We start from the raw sequence: 20,967 nt of genomic DNA, 5'->3' as shown, positions 1-20,967 counted from the left end.
ACCTCCAGGGACCGGTCATGCCACGGCACGCCAGCCCCCGGAAGGCCCTACCCTCCCCCTTGTGCACTCAGCGACCGGACGCCAGCTGGGGCCCGGCCTCCTCCAGCGGAGACGCGGAGTTGTCCCCCGCGCCCGGACGTCCCAGCCCCTTGTGCACCGCCGGGGCCGCGGCGTTCACCGCTCCCACGTAGAAGACGCCGTGGTACCCGTCGCCATTCGTCCCGCCCCAGGTGTGCACGAAGAAGCGGTCGCCGTTGTCTCGCCCCTTCGCCTCGCGGATTCCGCAGTCCAGCTTGTCCTTCCGCCCCTGGCTGTCCACGGCGCAAATCCACGCCGAGCCGCTGTTGTACGCCATGTCCAGCGACACCACGCTGTCCAGCTCGTCCTTCAGCAGCATCCCCATCGGCTTGAAGGACTTGTCCCACGGCAGCCCCTTCTTCGTGCGCGTGTGGATGTTGCCCGACAGGATGACGTGGAAGCGCTTGGGGCCCGACTCCACCTGGTGCCGCACCGTCGCGGCCATCGCGTCCTCACGCTTCTGACCGTGCGCCGTCGGGTGGTCGAAGACGAAGACGTCCACGTCCAGGCCACGTGAGCGCAGCTGGCGCAGCTGCTCCAGCATGTTCGCCACCGCCTCACTGCTACGCCCATCCGGGTACGGGCTGCGCCAGAACGGCGCCTCCATCAGCTTCAGCCAGTCGTGCTCCTCGCCGGCGCTGCCCAGGAAGGTGTCGATTCGCGTCTGGCTCTCCAGTGGCAGCTCCAGGCCCACCGTCACCGGCGTGCCCGCCACCGCCACTTGGCAGGACGTCTGCGCCACGAAGCGCGGCACCTCCTGCGTGCCGTGCATCTCCCCCAGCAGCAGCACCCCGCCCGGCTTCACGTGCTTGCCCAGCCCCAGAATGGGCAGCCCGCACTCGAAGTCCATCGCCGCCACGTCCCCCTTCGCGTTGGGCGCCATGGCCACCTTCACCGGCTTGGGCGCGTTCTCCTCCTTCATCAGCTTGGGCGAGATGGTGCGGAACACCCGCCACTCCATGACGAGGTCCCGAGAGCCCTGACCGGAGCCCGCGAAGAAGGAGTTCTCTCCCCGGGGCTCGTCGAACCGGGCCGCCCAGTCCTCGACGCTAAGCTGCGGATCCAGTGCATTTGCCCCTGCCGATGACTGCAACTGGCTCGCCAGCTGGTCGTCTGCTCGCTCGAGTGGGCTCAATCCCATTCCGAGGACACGGCTGGGCCCCCAGTCAATCTCCCGACCCGGCGGGCTCAGGGCGGTGCTGGAGCTCTTGGTGATGCGGATGATCCACAGCTTGCTCTTCGTGGGCGTCTCCCGCTTGCCCAGCACCATGTACCGGTGCCAGAAGCTCGAAATCTTTGAGCCCCCGAACTCCTGGCGCCAGTCCGTCTCCAGCACCATGCTCCTGCGGTCTTCCTTGAAGGGCAGCTTGTTCTCCGAGAAGAACTGCCGCACCTCTGGCCAGACTTCTTCCAGGGGCCGCTCGTAGATGGCCTCTCCATCCGGGATGAAGAGGTCACTGAAGGTGCTTCCCTGACGGGCCGCGCAGCCCGCCAGCAAGCACATCGACATCGTCACCGCGTACACCATCGAGCGCATCGGCCCCTCCGGGATGCAAACCCCGTGCGGAAACGATCGGCGCCTCAATGCCATATCGCCGGAGCCGTACTGCTCAGCCGTACAATGCGTATGACAGCGCCTGGAATGCGCGGCCGCTCTCCTCCGCGAGCGCATGGCGGCCCTCGCGAACCACCTCGCGTCCGCCCACCACCACTTCGCGCACCGCTGACTTCTCCGCGCCGAAGACGATGGCCGACAGCAGCGACTCGGGCCGCGCTCCCACGAGCGATGGATGGTTCAGGTCCACCGTGAAGAAGTCCGCAGGTGCCGCGGACTCCAGGGCACCACCGGCCAGCCCCAGACTGCGCGCCCCATCCACCGTGGCCATGCCCAGCAGCCGCCCGGCCAGGCTACCCATGGCACCGCCGCCCGGGTCCAGCACGGCACGCCGTAAGCGGGCCAGCCGCAGATGCCCCTCGAGTTGCCGCGCCTCGTCCAGCAGGTCCACCGTGGCCTGGCTGTCCGAGCCCAGGCTGATGCGAGCCCCCGCCTTCACCAGAGCATCCGCGGGGACGATGCCATCTCCCAGGTTCCGCTCGGTGGAAGGACACGCGCACACCGTGGTCGAGGACTCGCCCAGCAGCGCCACCTCCTCGTCCGTCAGGTGCACCCCGTGCACCGCCGTGAAGCCCGGCCCCAGGAGGCCCAGGTCCGCCAGCAGCTCCACCGGCCTCCGCCCGTGCTCCGCGAGACAGGCCTCGATCTCCTTCGGCTGCTCGGCGACGTGCATGTGGATGGGCAGGCGCCTGACGGTCGAGCTCGCCAGCGTGGACAGCCACTCTCTCGACACCGCGCGTACGCTGTGCGGCGCAAGCCCCACGCTGACCGCCGCGTCGCCTCGCACGTCGCGGGCCAGTGCCTCCACCGAGGCCAGGAACGTGTCGGCGTCAGGGTCGATGAAGCGGCGCTGGCGCGGGTTCTCCGCCACGCGAAAGCCCGCGCGTGCGTAACCCACTCGGAGCAGGCAGATGCGCAGGCCCACATCCCGCGCCGCCCGAATCACCGCGTGCGCCAGCGTGTTGCGGTCCGCGTAGGGCGTCCCGTCTGGCTGATGATGGACGTAGTGGAACTCGCCCACCGTGGTGATGCCCGCCAGGGCCATCTCCACGAAGGCCTGCCGGGAGGCGACGTAGAGGTCCTCGGGGCTCAGCGACTCGGCGGCGCGGTACATCGCCTCGCGCCAGCTCCAGAAGTCGTCCGCCTCGCGACCCGACGCCACGTACTCCGTGCGCCCACGGATGAGCCGCTGGAACGCGTGGGAGTGTCCGTTGACGAGCCCTGGCAGCAGGGCCCTGCCCGGCAGTGCCACGGTCCGTGCGCCCGCGGGCACCAAGGCCGGCTCCAGGATGCGGCCGTCGGCGTCCACCGCGAGGACGCGCCCTTCGAGGAACCGGCCACCCGAGTAGAGGAGGTCCGGCTGATAGACAGTGATGTCGCTCACGCGGACAACTTACGTCAGCGCCACGGGGCGCGCAGCAGCCGCAGCCGCACCCCGTGGAATGCCAGACGTCAGTGCGACGCGAGCTTCGGGCTCGGGTCCTCCACCGGAGACGCGGAGTTGTCCCCCGCGCCCGGACGCCCCAGCCCCTTGTGCACCGCCGGGGCCGACGCGTTCACCGGCCCCACGTAGAAGACACCGTGGTACCCGTCCCCATTCGTCCCGCCCCAGGTGTGCACGAAGAAGCGGTCGCCGTTGTCCCGCCCCTTCGCCTCGCGGATTCCGCAGTCCAGCTTGTCCTTCACTCCCTTGCTATCTACCGCGCAAATCCATGCCGAGCCGCTGTTGTACGCCATGTCCAGCGCCACCACGCTGTCCAGCTCGTCCTTCAGCAGCATCCCCATCGGCTTGAAGGACTTGTCCCACGGCAGCCCCTTCTTCGTGCGCGTGTGGATGTTGCCCGACAGGATGACGTGGAAGCGCTTGGGGCCCGACTCCACCTGGTGCCGCACCGTCGCGGCCATCGCGTCCTCACGCTTCTGACCGTGCGCCGTCGGGTGGTCGAAGACGAAGACGTCCACGTCCAGGCCACGTGAGCGCAGCTGGCGCAGCTGCTCCAGCATGTTCGCCACCGCCTCGCTGCTGCGCCCATCCGGGTACGGGCTGCGCCAGAACGGCGCCTCCATCAGCTTCAGCCAGTCGTGCTCCTCGCCGGCGCTGTCCAGGAAGGTGTCGATTCGCGTCTGGCTCTCCAGCGGCAGCTCCAGACCGACGGTCACCGGTGTGCCCGCCACCGCCGTCTGGCAGGACGTCTGCGCCACGAAGCGCGGCACCTCCTGCGTGCCGTGCATCTCCCCCAGCAGCAGCACCCCGCCCGGCTTCACGTGCTTGCCCAGCCCCAGAATGGGCAGCCCGCACTCGAAGTCCATCGCCGCCACGTCCCCCTTCGCGTTGGGCGCCATGGCCACCTTCACCGGCTTGGGCGCGTTCTCCTCCTTCATCAGCTTGGGCGAGATGGTGCGGAACACCCGCCACTCCATGACGAGGTCCCGAGAGCCCTGACCCGACTCCGCGAAGAAGGAGTTCTCTCCGATCGGCGCGTCCAGGTAGTCCTCGAAGTCCTCCGGGGAGAGCCCGGGAACAGCCGTATCGCCTCCCCCCCGGTCTCCGACAACCCGGGCAACGCCCCAGTCCAGCTCGCGGCCCGGGGGCGCCAGCGCCTTGTTGCGGCTCTTGGTGATGCGGATGATCCACAGCTTGCTCTGGGTGGGCGACTCTCGCTTGCCCAGCACCATGTAGCGGTGGAAGAAGCCGGAGATCTTCGAGCCGCCGAACTCCTGGCGCCACTCCGTCTCCAGCACCATGCTTCCCCGGTCTTCGCGGAAAGGCAGGTTGTTCTCCGTGAAGTACTGCCGCACCTCCGGCCACATCTCCTCGAGCGGCCGCTCGTAGATGGCCTCTCCATCCGGGATGAAGAGGTCACTGAAGGTGCTCCCCTGTTGGGTGGCGCAGCCCGTCATCAGGCCCGCAATCACTACCGCCGCGTAGACCGCCGAGCGCATTCGTCTCGTCTCCTCGCAAAACCCCAGCGGAAGCGTAAACGAGGATGTGGCCCGGTCATATCGGCCCCTGAGAGCGCCTCAGGCAGGCGCCTCGGAGCCCTCCGCGGCGGAGGCGGCGGCACGCTCCCACGGGCGAGTCCGGACCGCCTCGCGAATCCACATCACGTGGCGCCGCTCGTCCTCGCGGTGCTTCTCGATGAGCGCCCGGACCTCGGGGCGCCAGTCGAAGCGCAGGGCGACGTCATAGGCCCGGTTGGAGAACTCCTCGTTGCCGAGCATGGCCACCAGCGCGGCCTCGGTGCCCATCAGGCTCGACATCGCCGTCAGGCCCTTCATCGCCGTGCCCTTGAGGTCCAGGCGCAGCTCCAGCGGCGCCCCGCCCGCCTCGTGGATGAGGGCGTTCAGGTCCTGCACGTGGCGCACGTGGTCGATTCGGAACCCGTTGAGCCGCTCCCGGACGAGCGGCTCGGGGATGCGCGCCAGGGCCGCGTCGTACGCACCCACGGCATCCGCATCGAGCTGGGCCAGGCTGCGCAGCCGGGCCACTTCGGATTTGTCGGCCATGTCGAACTCCAGCGCTAAGGGGCTCGGGCAATGTGAGAAGGCTGTTCCCGCAAACCAACCCACCTCCGGGCCTCACCGTCCGCTCGTTCCTGGGGCAGGCGAACAGCCAGGACCCAGGGACTCAGGCGTGCGCGGCACCGGAAGGGGCCCGCGTCTGGGAGGCCCGCCCCTGACGCGCGGCCCGCCGATGCTTCATGACAATCACGATTCCCACGATGGCGCTCAGCAACATCAGCGCGTTCGTCACCACGAAGACCCAGTTGCCGACCATCCAGCTGTAGAGGGTGAAGCCCACGGACGCCGTCATCTGCCCGACGAAGAGCCACTTGGACACGCCCTCGCTCGAGCCAGACTTCCACTGCCGATGGACCTGCTTGCCAATGGTCAGCAGCAGGACGAACGAACTGAACCAGCCAAGGGCTTCCGGACCCATGCATCCTCCTGGCCACAGACGATGCACACGCGCCGGACCGTTGGCAGCCCGCCTGTCGCCTCGCCTGGGAACCCTGCGGAGGCCGCGTGTGCCGCCCGTGCCGCGCACCGTCAGCCGGTGAGCGCCGCCGCCTCACGGTGCCGGGCAATCCAGGCACGCGCCTCGTCGGCCGTGTCCACGTACGTCATGTCCAGCCGCCCGCCGTTCAGCATGGCGCCCACCATGAGGCTCTTGGTGGTGGCCTTCTGCTCCAGCCCCGCGCCGATGTAGACGACGCCGCGAAACCAGCCGGCCTTCGTGTGCTCCACCAGGTACCGGCGCGACTCCGGGCTGAGGTGGGAGCCGGCGATGTCCGCGGCCAGGTAGAAGCGCTGGGTGCTGGCCAGCTCCCGGTAGACGCCGCACGACCAGACCGACGTCTCCAGGGAGAGGGCGCCCCGGAAGCGCGCCCAGAGGATGTCTGGCGGCTCGAGCCACGCGTGCTGCTCGCCGTGACGCCACTCCCGATTCAGGCCCATGGGGCTCCCACGCTGAGTCCGGGCCCAGGATAGACCCAGCCCCAGCGGGGACCCAACAGCCTCCGGGTGCGGCTTCTGTCAGAAGCCGAGCGGCAACACGAAGGCCGTGCCGTTCTGCGTCCCCGTCCGGTAGCTGCGCGGCGCGCCGACGACGAGCATGGGCGGCGTGCTGCCACTGCCTGGCATCACCGCCATGTCCTGTCCCAGCGCCCCGCGCTCCGAGCCATCTCCCACCACCATGAGGAACGGCGAAAGCGCGCCTTCCTGGCCTACCCCGCCGGCATAGAGGAACACGGCGCCGCCACCGTCGGAGGCCTCGGACGCACCTGGCGCCGACACCAGCAGGTCGGGGATGTTGTCGCCCGTCAGGTCGAAGCCGCCCTCCAGCCGCGTGCCGAAGTTCACCGCGCGGTGCCGGTGGACCAGGACCACGGGGTCGAGCCCGTCGCCCAGCGCTCCGGCGACCAGCGGCTGTCCCGCGGCCTGGAGGTCCGCCATCTTCCGCTGCAGCACCGCCTTGTCGAAGAGCAGGACCACCGGCTGCGTCACGCCGTTGAACTGAACGCTGGTGGCGCTGATGGCCAGGAAGTCGCGCGTGTCGCCGAGGAAGCGCCCGGCGCGGACCATGCTCACGCCCAGTCCCATGTTGGAGAGCTGCACCTCGCTGTCGCCCGCGATGCGCCACACGGTGGCCGTCCGGCGCCCGCCGCAGCGTGTCCCGCCCGCGTCGAAGCCCAGCAGGATGGCCACGCCGGAGCGCGAGCCTTCCGCGTAGCGCCAGGCCACTTCGTCACAGCCGTCGCCGTTGAGGTCGCCCAGTGAGGCCGGCGCGGACGTCTGGATGTCCATGGACGGCCACGTGTAGACGGCGTCGCACGCCATGGTCAGCTTCGCCAGCGACGCGTCCTCGGGCGCGCGGCCCAGGAACACGTCCATGCCGTCGTTGCGCAGCAGCCCCACGTCGTCCTTGCCATCGCCGTTGAGGTCGAAGCCGCCCACCACGCCGCGCCCCATGCCCGTGCGCCGGCACCTGGCTTCCGTCTCCGGCGTGCACCCCTCAATCTGGTAGGTGGCGAAGAGCCGGTACGCCGGCGTGAAGCTGCCGTCCGCCTGCCCCAGGGAGACCAGCGCACCGCCCGTGGACTGGGTGCCGCTGGTGACGCACGCGGCCTTCACCGAGGTGTACGTGTTGTTGAGCTCGTTGTTCGAGCTCGTCGTCCCCGTGCCCGGCACGTAGAAGTTGGACGCGCCCACCACCAGGTCCGGGCGGCCGTCGCCGTTGAAGTCGGTGAAGGCCACGTCCACGCCCACGTTGCGGCCGGCTCGGTGCGGCGAGGGCACGCCCTCCTCCACCACCGTCGCCGCCGCGGGGGCGCTCACGTCGTGCACGTAGGCGCGGCCAATGGCCAGGGCGTTACCGTCATTGCTGGTGCCGGGGCCGGACCAGCCCGGAGCGCCGGTCAGCACCAGCGCCCGGCCCTGCGGCCCCTGCGTGATCGCCACCGCCTCGCCGAAGCGCTCCACGCTCGGCCTGGCCGGCACCCGGACGCTGGTGCGCGTCCACTCCGCCACCGACTCGCCCTGACGCTGGAACAGCTCCACGCTCCCGGTGAAGGCGCCCTGCTCCGAGGACGCCCGGCCCGCGAAGGCCACCAGCGAGAGGCTGCCCGGCGGGCCCCACGTCGACAGCCCCGCGCCCAGCGTGTCCGACACGGCCGTCCCGTTGATGACCGTCTGGGGCCGGTTGATGACGGCGCCCTTCTGCAACGTCACCAGCGGATAGATGAGAATCTTCCCGCTGTAGCGCAGCGTGCCGTTGCCCTGGCCCGACGGCGCGGACGCGTACGGCGCGCCCAGCAGCAGCTCCATGCCCGGCTCGCCATCGACGTCCAGGAAGGCCCAGCTGCGCCCCGCCTGGATGCCGCTGGCCTCGCCGTAGATGCGAGCGAAGGCGTCCTCGCGCTTCACCTGCGGCGGCTTGTTGGCGGGGTCGCCCGTGGCGGTGTAGCCCGTCAGGTCGAACAGCAGCGCGCCACCGGAGTCGTTGCCCGACTGGAGGCCGCCGCTGGTGCGAAGGTCCGGCGAGTCCGCCCGGTCCGCCACGGCCAGCAGCAGCGGCGGCCGCTCACCTTCCCCGGGGATGACGTCCAGCCGCCACGTGCCCTCGTTGGTGTCCGCCGTGTTCGCCGGCAGCACGTACACGTCCGGAGACGCCCGGAAGCGCGAGCCCTCGCCGCGCGCCAGGAAGACGGAGATGGCCACCTGCGAGCCCGACACGGCCCCCGAGCTGTTGTAGCGGGACACCCGGCTCAGCGCCGCCAGGTCCACCCGGCCGTCGCCGTTGAGGTCACCCGTCACCAGCGCCCGTCCCAGCTCCGAGTTGCTGCGCGACACCAGCGTGCCGTCCTGCGCCAGGTCCCAGCCGCCCAGCCGCACCGCCGGGACGTCCGGCACCGGCGAGCCCCGGCTGGACGCGAAGATGTCCACCGTGCCGCGGTTGCGGATGGCGTTGGTGGGCGCCAGGTCGCCCAGGGGCGAGCCCACCACGACGTCCAGGTCGCCGTCGCCCTCGAAGTCCGCGATGACCATGCCCGAGCCGAACGCCGCGTTGCGCAGCAGGCCGGTGAGCTGCTGGCGCAGCGGCTCGGGGGCCCCGCTGCGGAACGTGTAGAGGTACACCGCGCCGGCGTTGGTGACGGCCACGTCCGCGCCCGGCGAGGACACCAGCAGCTCCGCGCGCCCATCGCCGTCCAGGTCGCCGGCGGCCAGCGCGTCACCGAACTGGGCCGTCTCCGTGGCGCCGGTGAGCACCCAGGTGGGCTCCGACGGCAGGCCGCCGCTGCCCCCCTTGAAGATGAACACCGCGCCGCCCGACGGCTGGTTGAGGTCGCTCTCGCGCTGCCCCACCGCCAGGTCCGGATGGCCGTCGCCGTCGAAGTCCGCCGTCACCATGGTGGCGACGTCCGTCAGCCGGCCGTGCGCCAGCCCCGGCCGCATCAGCTCGTCCAGCACCCGCACCGACACCCGGGCCGTGTCACCGGTGAAGGGGTCCGCCGCGCTCAGCACCGCCACGCCGGTGGCGCCCGGCTCGAGCATCAACCGCCCGTTGGCGAGCGTTCCGGGACCGGACTCCTTCGTCCAGTTCACCTGGTCGCTGCCACCGCGCGTGGCCAGCGGCACGGACGAGCCCGAGGGCACCGCCAGGTACGCCGGCGCGCCCGTCAGCCGGGCATTCTCACGCACCTCGTACTGGAGCATCAGCTCATCGCCCGACTGGCTGTCGCGCACGGTGATGACGTCCAGGCCCTCGCGCGTGCCGGCCGTGTAGACGCCGTCCGGGGTGACGGTGCCCCCGGAGCCGTTGGCCGACAGCAGGTACGTGGCCGAGCCCAGCAAGCCATCCGTGACGACCTGGAAGGACGTGCCCGGGCGCAGCTCGGCGCGCACCGGCGCGACGTGGAAGTGGGCCATCACGCTGACCTGCGTGGTGGCGCTCACGCCGGGGCAGCGCGCGTCCTCCACCACCAACGTGTCGGTGCCGGGCGTGCGGCCCGCCACGAAGCGGTTGGCCACCAGCTCGCCGGAAGAACCACCCGGCTCCAGCATGAAGCGGTAGTTGCCGCTGCCCCCGGTGGCGACCAGGTTCACCAGCCCCGAGACGCGCACGCGCGGGGGCTCCGCGCTGAGCGTCAGCGCATCCAGGCCGACACACTGGTCCGTCTGCGGGGGCTCCTCCACGCGCGCGGGCGCTGGCTCATCCGAGCAAGCCGCGGCGAGGAGCGCGAGGAGGGGGGCCGCGCGGGACAGTCGGGTCATGTCAGGTACCTCGGGGGGAGACTGCGCGTTGCTTCAGGGCCGGGCGCCGGAGGCGGCCCAACGCTGGATGCGGGAGATGAGCTCGGGGTCCATGGGCCCATCGGCGGGCATCCGCTGGTCCCGCACGGCCGCGGTGATGATGGGCGCGTTCGCCCGCCACAGCTCGTAGCTGTCGAGCGAACGGGCCGCGCTGGCGTTGTTGTGGCAGTTGCGGCACCGCGCCTCGTGGATGGGACGGATGTCCTTGTCCCAGCTCAGCGGCCCCGCGTTCAAGGGGGCGAAGTCGAACGGCACCGAGCGCTGCGCCTCCGAGCCGTCCTCGTAACGCGCCACCACCGCCAGCACGTAGCGGCCGGCCTCGAGCGTCGCGAAGGAGTAGGCCCGGTGCGTGCCATCCGCCTCCAGGCCCCCCAGGCTGTAGTCCGGCCCTTCGGTGGGAATCTCCGTGGCGCCCAGCTTGTAGACGACGCTCGTGGGCGCCGGGCCCGGCGGCATCACCGCGCGCACCACCAGCCCGTCCTCCACCAGCCGCAGGCCCTGGTAGAGCCCCAGCAGGCGGGGCACCAGCACGCGGCTCAGCGCGACGGACGTGCCGGCCCGGTGCACCCAGACGCTGCCGCTCTCGTCCGCCGCGAGGAACTGGAAGTCACCCGCGGCGGCGGCCTCGGCCACGCCCCAGGCGTTGGCGTCCGCGTCGTAGTGGAGCAGCGCGCCGCCGGCGCGGGCCCACAGGAAGCGGCCCGACCCCACCAGCTGCTCCGGCTTGTGCGCCAGCTCCACGCGGCGCCAGCCGTCGCGGGTCCGGCGCAGCAGGCCCTGGGTGGTGAGCGCCCACAGCTCGCCGTTGGTGCCCACCGCGGGCCCGATGCCCGCCAGCGACAGGAGCGTCTCACCCGCCGCCAGGGGCGCGCCCGGGGCGTGCACCCGGTACTGGGTGGTGCTGACGGCCACCGCCACGCCGAGGATGCCGTCCCGCAGGAACCACACCCCGGGCATGTTCTCCGGGGACGGCGCAGCCGCCAGCGAGGTGATGCCCGTCACCGACGCGCCATCCACCTTCAGCTCCGCCAGCGTGCCCTCCTGCAGCCGGAAGAGGCCGCGGGCATGCGCCATCCACACCGCGCCGTCCGCGGACTGCGCCGTGGCGATGACGCCCGGCCCCAGCGCCTGCCGCCAGGGCGGCTCGATGAGCCACCCCGACTCCGCCAGGAAGAGGCCGTTCTGCGTCTCCACCAGGGCGCTGTGGGGCCCCAGGCGGAAGACGCCCTGGATGGCGCCAGCCGCCGCGGTGTTCCCCGGGTGGGGCTCCATCGCGCCGAGCGAGCCGTCCAGCCGCAGCCGCACGAGCTCGCGCGACGCGCTGGCGAAGACGCCGCCCCCTGCCTGGTCCGCGAAGCCGGACAGCGGGGCCAGGGCCGTCACGGCCTGGACCTGGGCCGGCTGGAAGGGCGTCAGCTCGGGGGTGTCGAGCGGGAGTGAACCTTCCTCCGCACAGGCCCCGAGGACGACGAGCGAGAGCAGGGAGAGAACGGCGGAGGCGGAAGCCCTCGGAAGCATGCGCATGCGGATGGACGGCTCAGGCGAGGATGGGACGCAGGGGTTCGACGCGGGTGATGCTGTAGTCCAGCCCGGCGGACGCCAGCACGGTGGCGATGACGTGCTCGGGCAGGATGTTCTCACCGTTCGGGTCCGACGCGCCGGTGCGCAGGTCGAAGGTCCCGGGCGCCATGCCGATGTCGCCGCTGCGGCCGAACACGAAGTTGTGCTTCACGCCGGCGCCCATCAGCAGCGCGGAGTTGCTCAGGTGGTGGTCACGGCCACCGGAGCTGTTGATGAGCGGCGTGCGGGAGAACTCGGAGAACACCATGATGGTGGTGTGGTCCATGAAGGTGCCGCCCGACGGATGCGGGCTGGCGCGCAGGTCCTCCACCAGCATGGCCAGCGCGTCGAAGCCGCGCCGCTGGTTGTTGGCGTGCGTGAGCTGGGTGCCGAAGTGCGTGTCCAGGCCGCCAATCAGGTTGACGGTGACGCACTGGGCGATGCCCTTCTTCAGCGCGGTGGCCACCGTGGCGGCGCGGCCGCGCTCCCCGTTCACGTCGTTGGTGTTGTTCAGGTTGTAGTGCTGGCGAATGGCCGCCATCTCCGGGCCGTGCGGCTGGCTGGCCGCCGCGAGGAAGTCGAAGGCCTTGTCCAGGCCCTGGGACTGGATGAGCCGCATCTGGTCCTGGCTGTTGGCGTAGGTGGCGCCCAGCCCGCGCGCGCCATAGGCCGCCTGCTCGCAGTTGATGGGCTGGCCTCGGAAGTCGAGCAGCTGGTTCTCCAGCTCGCTGTCCAGCTTGTCCGAGCTGCCCTTCAGCGTCAGGAGCAGGTCGTCCCGGCGGCTGACGCGCAGCGCGTTGGCATAGCCGCCGTACCGGTCGTTGTACGACTCCACGTTGTAGGAGATGGACGCGATGGGCACGCGCGGCTTCATCTGCCCCACGATTTCCGTCGCGGTGGAGGACCCACGGGCCGCGCTGCCAATGGGCATCTTCCCGGTGAGGAAGTAGCGGTAGCCCACCTCGTGGCCCAGCGTGTTCATGTTGATGCCGCGCACCACGGTCATCAGGTCATAGTGGGCGGCCAGCCGCGTCCCCACCGCGGGCCCGAAGTCGATGTTCGGCCGGCCCGCCCCCGCGCGCTCGGCGGGGATGAGCGGTCGGGACTCGAAGCGCGAGTCCCTTATCTGGTCGTAGCCCGGGAGGATCTTCGTCTCCGAGGCCCGCTCCGCGGTGAACTCGGTGGGGTCCCGGGGGTCGAAGGCCAGCAGCTGGTCCCAGCCCCCGTTGAAGTAGACGAAGACGAAGCAGCGGTCCGGCGGCGCCAGCTCCGCGGCCTGGGCGAAGGCGCGGAACGGCACGCCACCCAGCAGCGTGGAGCCCATGAAACCCGCGGCGGCCTTCAGGAAGGTGCGGCGCCCGTGGGCGCAGCCCTGCGCGCAATTCTCGTCGTGGCGGTTCTTCTTCATCGCAGGCACTCCGAGCGTCAGTAGGTGATGAAGCGCGGGTCCGTCAGCATGGCGATACACACCACGGCCAACGTCTCATGGCGCTTGGAAGAGGAGAGGGTCTGCACCCGGGCCGCGGCCTGGGTGAAGAAGGACGTCCACTTCGTCAGCTCCTCGCCGGCCAGCGGCGCGCCCCAGAAGCGGGTGGACATGTAGACGAGCTGTGCGCGCACCTCGGCGTCCGTCAGCTTCGTCAGGTCATCCCACTTCTCCGGCAGCATCCGGCCCATGGTGCGGGCCGCCGGGTCCGTCATGCGCATCTCGGCGGACGCCTGGTTGATGCACACCTTGCGCGCGCCGTCCTCCAGGAACTTGGCGAACACGAGGTTGGGCTCGGTGTTCTCGCTCACCACCAGGGCGTAGTCCGCGCGCCCCATGGAGGTGGCACGCGAGTCGAGGTCGGTCCAGCGCTGCCCCACCGCCCCGAGGATGGCGGCGTCCAGTTGGGCCACGGTGAGCCGGCGCGGCGCGCGGCCCACGCTGCCCTCCTGGGCCTCGGGGTCCGGCAGGGGCGTGAAGTCCCCGGGCTGGTGCGGGTTGGGGATGGGCTCGATGAGCCCGTCGGTGGACTGCGCGTCATCCTTCGAGCAGCCGGTGGCCAGCGCGAGGAGCGCGGCGGTCAAGACGAGGCGGCGCATCAGTCAATCCTCCGGTAGGCGTCGGACGTCACCACGCGCTCGATGAGCGCCTTGAGGCGGTGACCACTGCGAGCGAAGTCCTGGGCGAGCGGCGCCAGGTACATGCGCTGCTCCTCCGCCGTCATCGGGCGGCCGAGGAACTCGGTCCAGATGCGGCGCACCGTGCAGCGCTCGAGGTCCCCGGACTGGAGCATCTTCTGCACCAGCAGCGCGGGGCCGGCCTCGATGTTCTGCTCCTCGTCCGGCGTGCGGTAGAGGTACGTCTTGAGCATGCCCAGGCTGCTGGCGCCGTCGCCGTCGTACGCCTGCATGACGTACTGGCTGCACTCGCCGCCGCAGTTGGTGTCGCCGTTGAGGGCGCAGTCACGGCACTTCGGGTCGAAGCGGGGGAACTGGTCGGGCGCCAGGAACTGCGCGGAGCGCTCCGCGTAGCGGCCCCAGTGGGCGCCCGTGGGCTCGATGGTGGCGTGGCAGTAGTTGCAGCCGCAGCGCACCGCCAGGTTGTTCTCGCGGTTGCAGGCATCATCGGGCGCGGGGGACGAGGCGCCCGTCGGCGGCGCGAATGTCTTGCAGAGGAAGGCCTCGTAGAAGTGATTCACGCGCGCGCGCTGCGTGGGGAAGCGGTAGAGGTAGGACGGCGTGGTGAGCACGCCCGAGTGCCCCTCGCTCCGCGTGTACTCCGCCCAGGTGTCCGCGTTGTTGTAGGGCACCGCCGGTATCGCGCCCGGAGAGGCGGGCGCCGTCACGTTGAAGACGCCCACGCCCTGGTTGTTGCGGAAGTACTCGGAGAGGGTGCCGTTCACGAACGAGCGGCGGGTGGTGAGGATGTTGAAGTAGGGCTCGTCGCGCTGCACCACGGACTCGGCGATGCGCAGGGGCTCCTCGTTGAAGGCATCCACGCGCTGGGTGTGCACCGCCTTGATGTCCTGGGCGGCGATGGCGGCCACCTCGCAGCGGCGCATCCCCTCGCCACAGCCGCAGCTGCGGTCCGAGGAGAAGCGCGACGTCTCACAGGACGCCATCGTCCACGGGTTGTGGTTGCGCTCCTGCGCGTCGATGGCGCACACCTTGACGCTCTCCGGCGACTTGTCCGTGGACCAGTAGGGCGCGGGCTTCATCACATAGCCCTCGCGCAGGACGCAGCCGCGCTGCACCCCGTAGTTGCCCCGGAGGCCGTTGCGCAGCTCCAGGTCCAGCGTGCAGCGCTTCAGCTCGGTGAGCGCCGGGTTGGAGTCCGGGTTGGGGTGGCGGAACGCCCGGACCTTGGTGCCGTCCATCTCCTCCACCGTCAGCGCGGACGTGGTGGCCTTCTCCGGGTCCGGCTTGCAGATGAAGGCGCCCGCGCTGCTGCCCGAGCCGCGCTGGTCGCAGAAGTAGAGATACTTGTGCTGCGGGTGGCTGGTGCTCAGCAGGTCCGAGCACTTCGCCGTGGCGCCCGCCGTGGTCGGCTGGAGCGGCGTGCAGGCATAGTAGTTCGTGTCGTAGTCGTAGCTGACCGCCAGCGGCACGCCATAGTCGTCGTAGCAGCTGGTGCGCGGCTGCGCGGTGAGCGGCGCCGCGTGTGCGTCCGGCTGCTCCGCCGTGAGGCACGCGTCCTGTGCGATGTCGGAGTTGCACGTGGCGCCGTTGGCGCCGCGCAGCGTCGCAGCGGGGTTGCCCGCGATGCCATACGCGCTGGTGCTGCCGTTACCGGTCACCCGCGAGTTCTGGTTGTTGTTGAGGCTGCTGGAGAGGTTCGAACGCAGCAACGCCCGGTGATAGCTGCGGATGCGCGCGTTGAACTCGTCCTTCGTCATCATCGCGCGGATGTCTTCCACGCCGATGGACCCCTTGGCCTGGATGGCCTGGTACTCCTCATAGGTGGGAGGGCGGCCCAGCAGGTCCAGCGACAGCTGCCTCAGATGCCGCTCCAGGGGCACCTTGGCGACAACTGGTGAACAGACAGCCTCTTGAGCAGAGGCTGGCAAGGCCAGCAGCAGGGCGGCACTCGCCAGGTGGGCGAGGTAGCGCACACGGAGCACGGGGGGACCTCCGGATGGGGGGTCGGGGAAGACCAGTCCCAGTATGCAGGAATTACAGTTTCAAGATCCAGTGACAGCTAATGAAACATTCCATCCGACATATGCCCCCTAATCGCACCACTCCTTCCGACGGAGTTGCAACCGGCCCCGGCCCGCGCGAGATAGGGGACCACCATGTCGAACGCCGCCCCTGCCGCGCTCCAGCCCCGGGTGAGTGACCGGGCCTTCTTCATCTTCACCGCGGTCGTTTCCGCCGTGGCGCTGGCCTTCATCGGCTGGATTCTGCTGGTGAGGAGCGGGGGCCCGGTGGAGGGCGTCAACCTGCGCTTCCTCCCGGCGGTGAACGCCGGTCTCAACGCCACGGCCGCCGCGCTGCTCATCGGCGGTTGGGTGGCGGTGAAGCGCGGGGCGCGGCAGGTCCATCAGTATCTGATGGTGTCGGCCTTCACCATGTCCGCGCTGTTCCTGGTGTGCTACCTGGCCTACCACTTCGTGCATGGCGACACGCGCTACGTGGGCGACTGGCGCGCGCTGTACCTGTGCATCCTGGCCAGCCACGTGCTGCTGTCCATCCCCGTGGTGCCCATGGCGCTGGTGGCCTTCTACTTCACGTGGCGCCAGGACTTCGTCCGGCACCGCAAGGTGACGCGGTGGCTGGCGCCCATCTGGGTCTACGTGTCGGTGACGGGCGTCGTCGTGTACTTCATGCTGCGCGGCAGCGCCCCCGCCGTTCTCTGACGTCCGCCGTCACGGCGTGGAGGAGACGGACTCGGCCTCGGGAAGCGCCGCTTCCTCCGGCGCTTCCAACCGGGACGCGGTGCGTGGGAGCCGCACGATGAAGGTGGCGCCGCGGCCCTCCTCGCTCTCCACGTGGATGGTGCCGCCGTGCAGCATCACCAGGCGGCGGGCGCTGGCCAGCCCCACCCCGCTGCCCCCGATGCCCGACGCCACGTTCCGTCCGCGCCGGAAGCGATCGAACACGAAGGGCAGGTCCTCGGTGGGAATGCCCATGCCCTCGTCCGACACCTGGAGCCGCACGCCGCCGGACGGACTGCCCGGCTCGGACGCCAGCGCGACGGTGACGGTGGTGCCCTCGGCGCTGTACTTCACCGCGTTGCCCAGCAGGTTGTCCAGGATGCGCTCCAGGGCGCGCGAGTCCCAGTGGCCGGTGAAGGCCGCCCCCTCCGAGCGCAGCACGAAGCGGTGACGGCCCGAGGCTTCCAGCGCGTGCACCTTGGAGCGCACCAACTCCAGCAGGTCCAGGGGCTCGCGGTTCAGGGGCCGCTCCTGGTTGCGCGTCGCCTCCAGGAACTGGTCGATGAGCTCCCCCATGCGGTGCGCGGCGCGGACGATGTGCTCCAGCCGTGACGCCTGGGCGGCGCCGGGCGCGCTCTTCGAGAGCTGGCGCTGCAGCAACTGGGCGTTGAGCGTCATGATTTGCAGCGGCCCCTTGAGGTCGTGCGTGGCCAGAGCGAAGAGCTCGTCGCGCACGGCCAGCGCCTCGCGTGCCTCCCGCTCCGCGCGCTCCGTCTGTGCCCGGCGCTCCTCCAGCTCGCGCATCATGCGCACCGTCTCCACCGACGCCTTGAGACACCGGCGGAGCCGCTCGGCGCTGTACGCATCCTTCACGAGGTAGTCCTGGGCGCCGGACTTCATCGCCTCCACCGCGACCCGCTCGTTGCCGCTGCCGGTGAGCATCACCATCGCGGGAAGCGCGGCGTGCGGCTGGGCACGCAGCTGCCGCAACAGCTCCAGCCCCGACATGCCAGGCAGGTGGAAGTCGATGAGCACCACGTCCGGCGGCTGCGCGGCGATCACCGTGAGGGCCTCCTCCGCCGAGGACACCGAGTCCAGCGCCCAGGCCTGCTCCTCATCCCGATCCAGCGCCCGGCGCACGGCGAACCGGTCCGAGGGGCTGTCGTCCACCATCAGGACTCGCAGGGCCGGGCTCATGTCACCGCCCCTGTCTCCTCCGGCAGCCTCGCGGCGGTGAGCCAGAAGGCCTGAAGCGCCCGGGCCGCGGCCTCGAGCTGCTCGCCGGCCTCCGGCTTGAACAGGGAGCTGTTGGCGCCGCCCGCATAGGCGCCGTCGACATCCAGCGGGTTCTTCGAGGACGAGAAGCTGATGACCGGAATGCAGCGCAGGTCCGGGTCCCACTTGAGGTGGGCCAGGACCTCGCGGCCGCTCATGCCGGGCATGTGCAGGTCCAGCAGCACCAGGGCCGGCCGAGGCGCCTGGGTGTGCACGCCCCGGCGGTGCAGGGAGTCCAGCGCGCGCTCACCGTCACGCACCCGGACCACCGAGGCAGGCATGGGCAGTCGGCTCGCGATGCGCTCCGGGGCCGCCGCGTCCGCGTCGCTGTCCTCCACCAGGAGCAAGGGGCGGCGCATCGTCATGCCGGGCCTCGTCCCAGGGTGAAATAGAACGTGGCGCCCTGCCCGGGTGAGGAGTCCACCCAGAGCTCGCCCCCATGCAGCCGCACCAGCCGGCGCGCGATGGCCAGGCCCGCGCCCGTCCCTCCGCCGTATGCCTGCACGGGGTGCAACCGGCGGAACATCTCGAAGATGGCCTCGTGGAACCGCGAGGCGATGCCGATGCCAGGGTCCTTCACGAAGAAAACGTAGGGCGCGTCGTGCCGCGCCGCCGCCTCGGGCCGCGCCTCTCCTGGCCCGAGGTAGCCCACCTCCACCCAGTGAGGGGGCGCGGCCTGGTACTTGGCCGCGTTCGCCAGGAGGTTCTCCCAGACCTGGCGGATGCGGACCTCGTCGCAGGCGACGCGGGGCAGGCGGCGAGGCAGGCGCACCTCCACCCGCCCTGCTTCGAACCGGGTGGACACGACCAGGAGCGCCTCCTGCACCAGCGCCTGCATGTCCACCTCGCGCCAGGCCAGCTCGGTACGCCCCAGCCGGCTGTACTCGAACAGGTCCTCCAGCATCGCCTGCGCCCGCCGGGCGAGCCAGACCACCGACTGGAGCTGCTCACGGCTGTCCTGGGGGAGCGACGCGCCATGGTCCTCCAGGAAGAAGGAGGTGTACTGCTGGATGCCCCGCAGCGGCTCGCGCAGGTCGTGCCCCACCGAGCCACTGAAGGACTCCAGCTCCGCGTTGGAGCGGGCCAGGGCGCGTGACAGCCGGGACAGCTCCTCCGCGTGGCGCAGCACCACGCCCACCAGCGCGCCGCGGAAGGACTCCGCCGCCTCCACGTCCGCGGGCGTCCAGGGAAGGCTCGCGCCGCGCACGTCCTCCCGCCATGCATCGAACGAAGCGCGCGGGTGCAGCCGCGCCTGACCGTCCTCGAGCCGCACGGGCTTGTTCGGGTCTCCCGCCCAGGTGACGGTGCGCGCCACCTCTGGGCGGAACCAGAAGACGAAGCGGGGCGCCTTCGGGTCCAGCCGGACCGCCAGCAGGCCCGCGGCCACGTCCGCGCGGGCGGCCAGCGGCGCGTGCAACGTCCCCAGGCGCTCGGTGTGCACGGTGGCGTTCGCCCCCGGCGCGCCCGCGAGCTGCTCGGCCAGGGCCAGCACCTCGTCGCCAGAAGGTGTCTGGCCCAGGAGGATGGGCGGCTCCCCCAGCAGGAGCGCCACGCCCGTGGCCCCCGTGAGCGCCATCAACAGCGCGCCATGCGCTTCCAGCGCGGCGGACAGCGACGCGCCCTCTTCCAACCCCGCGACGAGCCGGCCCAGGAGCGTCGCCCGGTGCGCACGCGTGCCCGCATCCGCGCCCCGCTCCTCCGCGTCCAGCTGGAGCGCCAGCAGCCGCGCCAGCACCTCACACGCCTGGCGCCGCGCGGCGGACACATGCCGAGGAGAGCGGTGGTGGCAGGCGATGAGCCCCCACAGCTCGCCGTCCTTCAGCAACGACACGGAGAAGGACGCGCCCACGCCCATGTTGCGCAGGTACTCGAGGTGGACCTCGGACACGCTGCGCAGCGCGGCGCCGGACAGGTCCAGCGGCTGGCCCGTCTCCGGCAACGTGGGCGGTACCAACCCCACGGGCCGCGCCTGGACGTCCGCGATGAGGCGCAGCGGGTTGCGCCGGTAGAGGGCCCGCGCCTGGACGGGAATGTCACTGGCGGGGAAGTGCAGCCCCATGTAGCCGTCCACTCCGTCGGCCCGGCTCTCCGCCACCACCTCGCCGTGCCAGTCCGCGTGGAAGCGGTACACCATGACGCGGTCGAAGCCGGTGAGCGCGCGCACGCCCTCCGCGGCGGCCTGCAGCAGCGCGGACGTGCCACGGCCCTGGCCCAGGGGCGACACCACCGTGTGGATGGCGGACAGGGCGGCCTCGTCCGCGCGCGACGCCGCTTCCGTGAGCGGCTCCAGCTCCAGGACGCACAGCCCGTCACTGACGTGCAGCAGCGCGGAGCAGGCACGTCCTCCGGCCCGGACGGACACGGGGCCCGTGCTGGTGCCCGCCCGCACCCGCTGCAAGGCCTCGGAGTCGAGCACGGTGGTGATGGGCTGCCCTCGAAGCGAGGCGGGCGGCTGTCCCAGCAGCGCCCCCGCGTTGCCGCTCACCACCTCGATGCGGCCCGACTCGGGATGGAAGGCGAGGAGCACGCCATGGGGCTGGATGCCACCGAGCAGGTGGATGGGCTCCCGGTCGCACTGCCCCAGGTCGATGTCAGGCGGAGAGGACGGCATGCGCCTGCTCCTGTCGCAACCAGGCAGCGTAGGCGTCGAAGGTCTCCTGGGCGCCGCTCACCACGCGGGCATCGAAGGCTTCGTCCGCCGCGAGCTCGGAGGCCTGGTTGATGGCTTCCCCGAAAGCGCGCCATCGGGGGCCCACCTCGTCCCCGTAGGCGGTGAAGAAGGCGAACGCGCCGGACGGCTTGCCCTCGAAGTGCCGGCGCAGGTGCCGGAGGATGAGCTGGCCTCCCAGCGTGGAGCCCTCCAGCACGTAGAGGCAGCCCAGCGCCTCGGGCACGCCGGGAAGCGCGGGCAGGTCCTCGCAGCGGGGCAGTCGCGCGAGCGAGCGGGCGTCGTGGCCGAACGCGCGCAGGTCCGCTTCCAGCAGATGCGCCTTCCACCGCGTCTGGATGGACAGCCCCGCCACCGAGTCCAGTCCAAGGGACGCGAGCTTCGCCTCCAGCGGCGCGTAGAAGCCGAGGAGCGCTTCCAGGTGATGGCCGTACGCCGAGGGCGTCAGGTCCGCGTCCAGCAAGCGCACCAGTGCCTCGGTGCGCTCGTGGTGCGGGCGCGTCTCACTCTTCAGTCGCAGCATCAAGGACACGGTGACGGCAAGATGCCGCCGTCAGTCCCGGGAGGGAACCTGGAACTGCCGCCAACTGTCCACC

16 protein-coding genes are annotated in these 20,967 nt (G+C 71.0%); 1 reads left to right on the top strand and 15 read right to left on the bottom strand.

Features of this window, described 5'->3' with window-relative positions; genetic code table 11:
• Window positions 1-67 precede the first annotated feature (67 nt).
• From VZL07_RS19445 to VZL07_RS19395, 11 genes are all read right to left on the bottom strand, one after another.
• Window positions 68-1,615 (bottom strand): hypothetical protein, encoded by a 1,548-nt coding sequence (locus tag VZL07_RS19445; protein ID WP_426757092.1) that lies wholly within the window; start codon window positions 1,613-1,615, stop codon window positions 68-70.
• Window positions 1,616-1,688: 73 nt separating this feature from the next.
• On the bottom strand, window positions 1,689-3,077 hold the full coding sequence (hutF, locus tag VZL07_RS19440) for a formimidoylglutamate deiminase (protein ID WP_426757091.1): 1,389 nt from the start codon (window positions 3,075-3,077) through the stop codon (window positions 1,689-1,691).
• Window positions 3,078-3,145: 68 nt separating this feature from the next.
• Window positions 3,146-4,636: a hypothetical protein gene (locus tag VZL07_RS19435; RefSeq protein WP_426757090.1), complete on the bottom strand. Its 1,491-nt coding sequence runs from the start codon at window positions 4,634-4,636 to the stop codon at window positions 3,146-3,148.
• Between the two features lie 78 nt (window positions 4,637-4,714).
• A complete protein-coding gene (locus VZL07_RS19430) occupies window positions 4,715-5,200 on the bottom strand; it encodes a ferritin (protein ID WP_426757089.1) in 486 nt (161 codons plus the stop codon).
• 121 nt (window positions 5,201-5,321) lie between these two features.
• On the bottom strand, window positions 5,322-5,633 hold the full coding sequence (locus tag VZL07_RS19425; protein WP_426757088.1) for a hypothetical protein: 312 nt from the start codon (window positions 5,631-5,633) through the stop codon (window positions 5,322-5,324).
• A 110-nt stretch (window positions 5,634-5,743) separates the two neighbouring features.
• Complete coding sequence (locus VZL07_RS19420; protein WP_426757087.1) at window positions 5,744-6,151, bottom strand: hypothetical protein; 408 nt, start codon at window positions 6,149-6,151, stop codon at window positions 5,744-5,746.
• A gap of 78 nt (window positions 6,152-6,229) precedes the next feature.
• Complete coding sequence (locus VZL07_RS19415) at window positions 6,230-9,967, bottom strand: FG-GAP-like repeat-containing protein (RefSeq protein ID WP_426757086.1); 3,738 nt, start codon at window positions 9,965-9,967, stop codon at window positions 6,230-6,232.
• A 33-nt stretch (window positions 9,968-10,000) separates the two neighbouring features.
• Window positions 10,001-11,530: a hypothetical protein gene (locus VZL07_RS19410; protein ID WP_426757085.1), complete on the bottom strand. Its 1,530-nt coding sequence runs from the start codon at window positions 11,528-11,530 to the stop codon at window positions 10,001-10,003.
• Window positions 11,531-11,543: 13 nt separating this feature from the next.
• Window positions 11,544-12,974 (bottom strand): DUF1501 domain-containing protein, encoded by a 1,431-nt coding sequence (locus tag VZL07_RS19405; RefSeq protein ID WP_426757084.1) that lies wholly within the window; start codon window positions 12,972-12,974, stop codon window positions 11,544-11,546.
• A 17-nt stretch (window positions 12,975-12,991) separates the two neighbouring features.
• The gene (locus tag VZL07_RS19400) at window positions 12,992-13,651 is read right to left on the bottom strand and encodes a hypothetical protein (protein ID WP_426757083.1); all 660 of its coding nucleotides are present in this window, start codon (window positions 13,649-13,651) and stop codon (window positions 12,992-12,994) included.
• Window positions 13,651-15,672 carry a DUF1585 domain-containing protein gene (locus VZL07_RS19395; protein ID WP_426757082.1) on the bottom strand — a complete coding sequence of 674 codons (2,022 nt, stop codon included), beginning with the start codon at window positions 15,670-15,672 and terminating at the stop codon, window positions 13,651-13,653. Before VZL07_RS19395 ends, VZL07_RS19400 begins: the two co-directional genes overlap by 1 nt.
• A 174-nt stretch (window positions 15,673-15,846) precedes the next feature.
• Between VZL07_RS19395 and VZL07_RS19390 the strand changes: the two genes are divergently transcribed.
• Window positions 15,847-16,410 carry a DUF420 domain-containing protein gene (locus VZL07_RS19390; protein ID WP_426757081.1) on the top strand — a complete coding sequence of 188 codons (564 nt, stop codon included), beginning with the start codon at window positions 15,847-15,849 and terminating at the stop codon, window positions 16,408-16,410.
• A 9-nt stretch (window positions 16,411-16,419) separates the two neighbouring features.
• Here VZL07_RS19390 and VZL07_RS19385 read toward each other — a convergent pair whose 3' ends face one another.
• From VZL07_RS19385 to VZL07_RS19370, 4 genes are read right to left on the bottom strand one after another with little or no spacing between them, the layout of a single operon-like run.
• Complete coding sequence (locus VZL07_RS19385) at window positions 16,420-17,625, bottom strand: ATP-binding protein (RefSeq protein WP_426757079.1); 1,206 nt, start codon at window positions 17,623-17,625, stop codon at window positions 16,420-16,422.
• Window positions 17,622-18,068 carry a response regulator gene (locus VZL07_RS19380; protein WP_426757078.1) on the bottom strand — a complete coding sequence of 149 codons (447 nt, stop codon included), beginning with the start codon at window positions 18,066-18,068 and terminating at the stop codon, window positions 17,622-17,624. The genes VZL07_RS19385 and VZL07_RS19380 overlap by 4 nt, the downstream gene beginning before the upstream one ends.
• The gene (locus VZL07_RS19375) at window positions 18,065-20,314 is read right to left on the bottom strand and encodes an ATP-binding protein (RefSeq protein WP_426757077.1); all 2,250 of its coding nucleotides are present in this window, start codon (window positions 20,312-20,314) and stop codon (window positions 18,065-18,067) included. The genes VZL07_RS19380 and VZL07_RS19375 overlap by 4 nt, the downstream gene beginning before the upstream one ends.
• Window positions 20,295-20,894 (bottom strand): biliverdin-producing heme oxygenase, encoded by a 600-nt coding sequence (locus tag VZL07_RS19370; RefSeq protein WP_426757076.1) that lies wholly within the window; start codon window positions 20,892-20,894, stop codon window positions 20,295-20,297. Before VZL07_RS19370 ends, VZL07_RS19375 begins: the two co-directional genes overlap by 20 nt.
• Window positions 20,895-20,967: the final 73 nt, after the last annotated feature.

It is taken from the genome of Pseudomyxococcus flavus (assembly GCF_050038885.1).
In the GTDB taxonomy this organism is placed as follows: Bacteria; Myxococcota; Myxococcia; order Myxococcales; family Myxococcaceae; genus Myxococcus; species Myxococcus flavus.
The sequence above is the reverse complement of the archived record's forward strand: the minus strand, read 5'-3'. Positions and strand labels throughout refer to the sequence as shown.

Excerpts from the sequence above, each read along its gene's own strand:
- VZL07_RS19435 (WP_426757090.1), bottom strand. The coding sequence starts at position 4,636 with ATGCGCTCGGCGGTCTACGCGGCGGTAGTGATTGCGGGCCTGATGACG.
- VZL07_RS19420 (WP_426757087.1), bottom strand. The coding sequence starts at position 6,151 with ATGGGCCTGAATCGGGAGTGGCGTCACGGCGAGCAGCACGCGTGGCTC.
- VZL07_RS19425 (WP_426757088.1), bottom strand. The coding sequence starts at position 5,633 with ATGGGTCCGGAAGCCCTTGGCTGGTTCAGTTCGTTCGTCCTGCTGCTG.
- VZL07_RS19415 (WP_426757086.1), bottom strand. The coding sequence starts at position 9,967 with ATGACCCGACTGTCCCGCGCGGCCCCCCTCCTCGCGCTCCTCGCCGCG.
- VZL07_RS19385 (WP_426757079.1), bottom strand. The coding sequence starts at position 17,625 with ATGAGCCCGGCCCTGCGAGTCCTGATGGTGGACGACAGCCCCTCGGAC.
- VZL07_RS19405 (WP_426757084.1), bottom strand. The coding sequence starts at position 12,974 with ATGAAGAAGAACCGCCACGACGAGAATTGCGCGCAGGGCTGCGCCCAC.
- VZL07_RS19380 (WP_426757078.1), bottom strand. The coding sequence starts at position 18,068 with ATGACGATGCGCCGCCCCTTGCTCCTGGTGGAGGACAGCGACGCGGAC.
- VZL07_RS19400 (WP_426757083.1), bottom strand. The coding sequence starts at position 13,651 with ATGCGCCGCCTCGTCTTGACCGCCGCGCTCCTCGCGCTGGCCACCGGC.
- VZL07_RS19370 (WP_426757076.1), bottom strand. The coding sequence starts at position 20,894 with ATGCTGCGACTGAAGAGTGAGACGCGCCCGCACCACGAGCGCACCGAG.
- VZL07_RS19410 (WP_426757085.1), bottom strand. The coding sequence starts at position 11,530 with ATGCGCATGCTTCCGAGGGCTTCCGCCTCCGCCGTTCTCTCCCTGCTC.
- VZL07_RS19375 (WP_426757077.1), bottom strand. The coding sequence starts at position 20,314 with ATGCCGTCCTCTCCGCCTGACATCGACCTGGGGCAGTGCGACCGGGAG.
- VZL07_RS19445 (WP_426757092.1), bottom strand. The coding sequence starts at position 1,615 with ATGCGCTCGATGGTGTACGCGGTGACGATGTCGATGTGCTTGCTGGCG.
- VZL07_RS19430 (WP_426757089.1), bottom strand. The coding sequence starts at position 5,200 with ATGGCCGACAAATCCGAAGTGGCCCGGCTGCGCAGCCTGGCCCAGCTC.
- VZL07_RS19390 (WP_426757081.1), top strand. The coding sequence starts at position 15,847 with ATGTCGAACGCCGCCCCTGCCGCGCTCCAGCCCCGGGTGAGTGACCGG.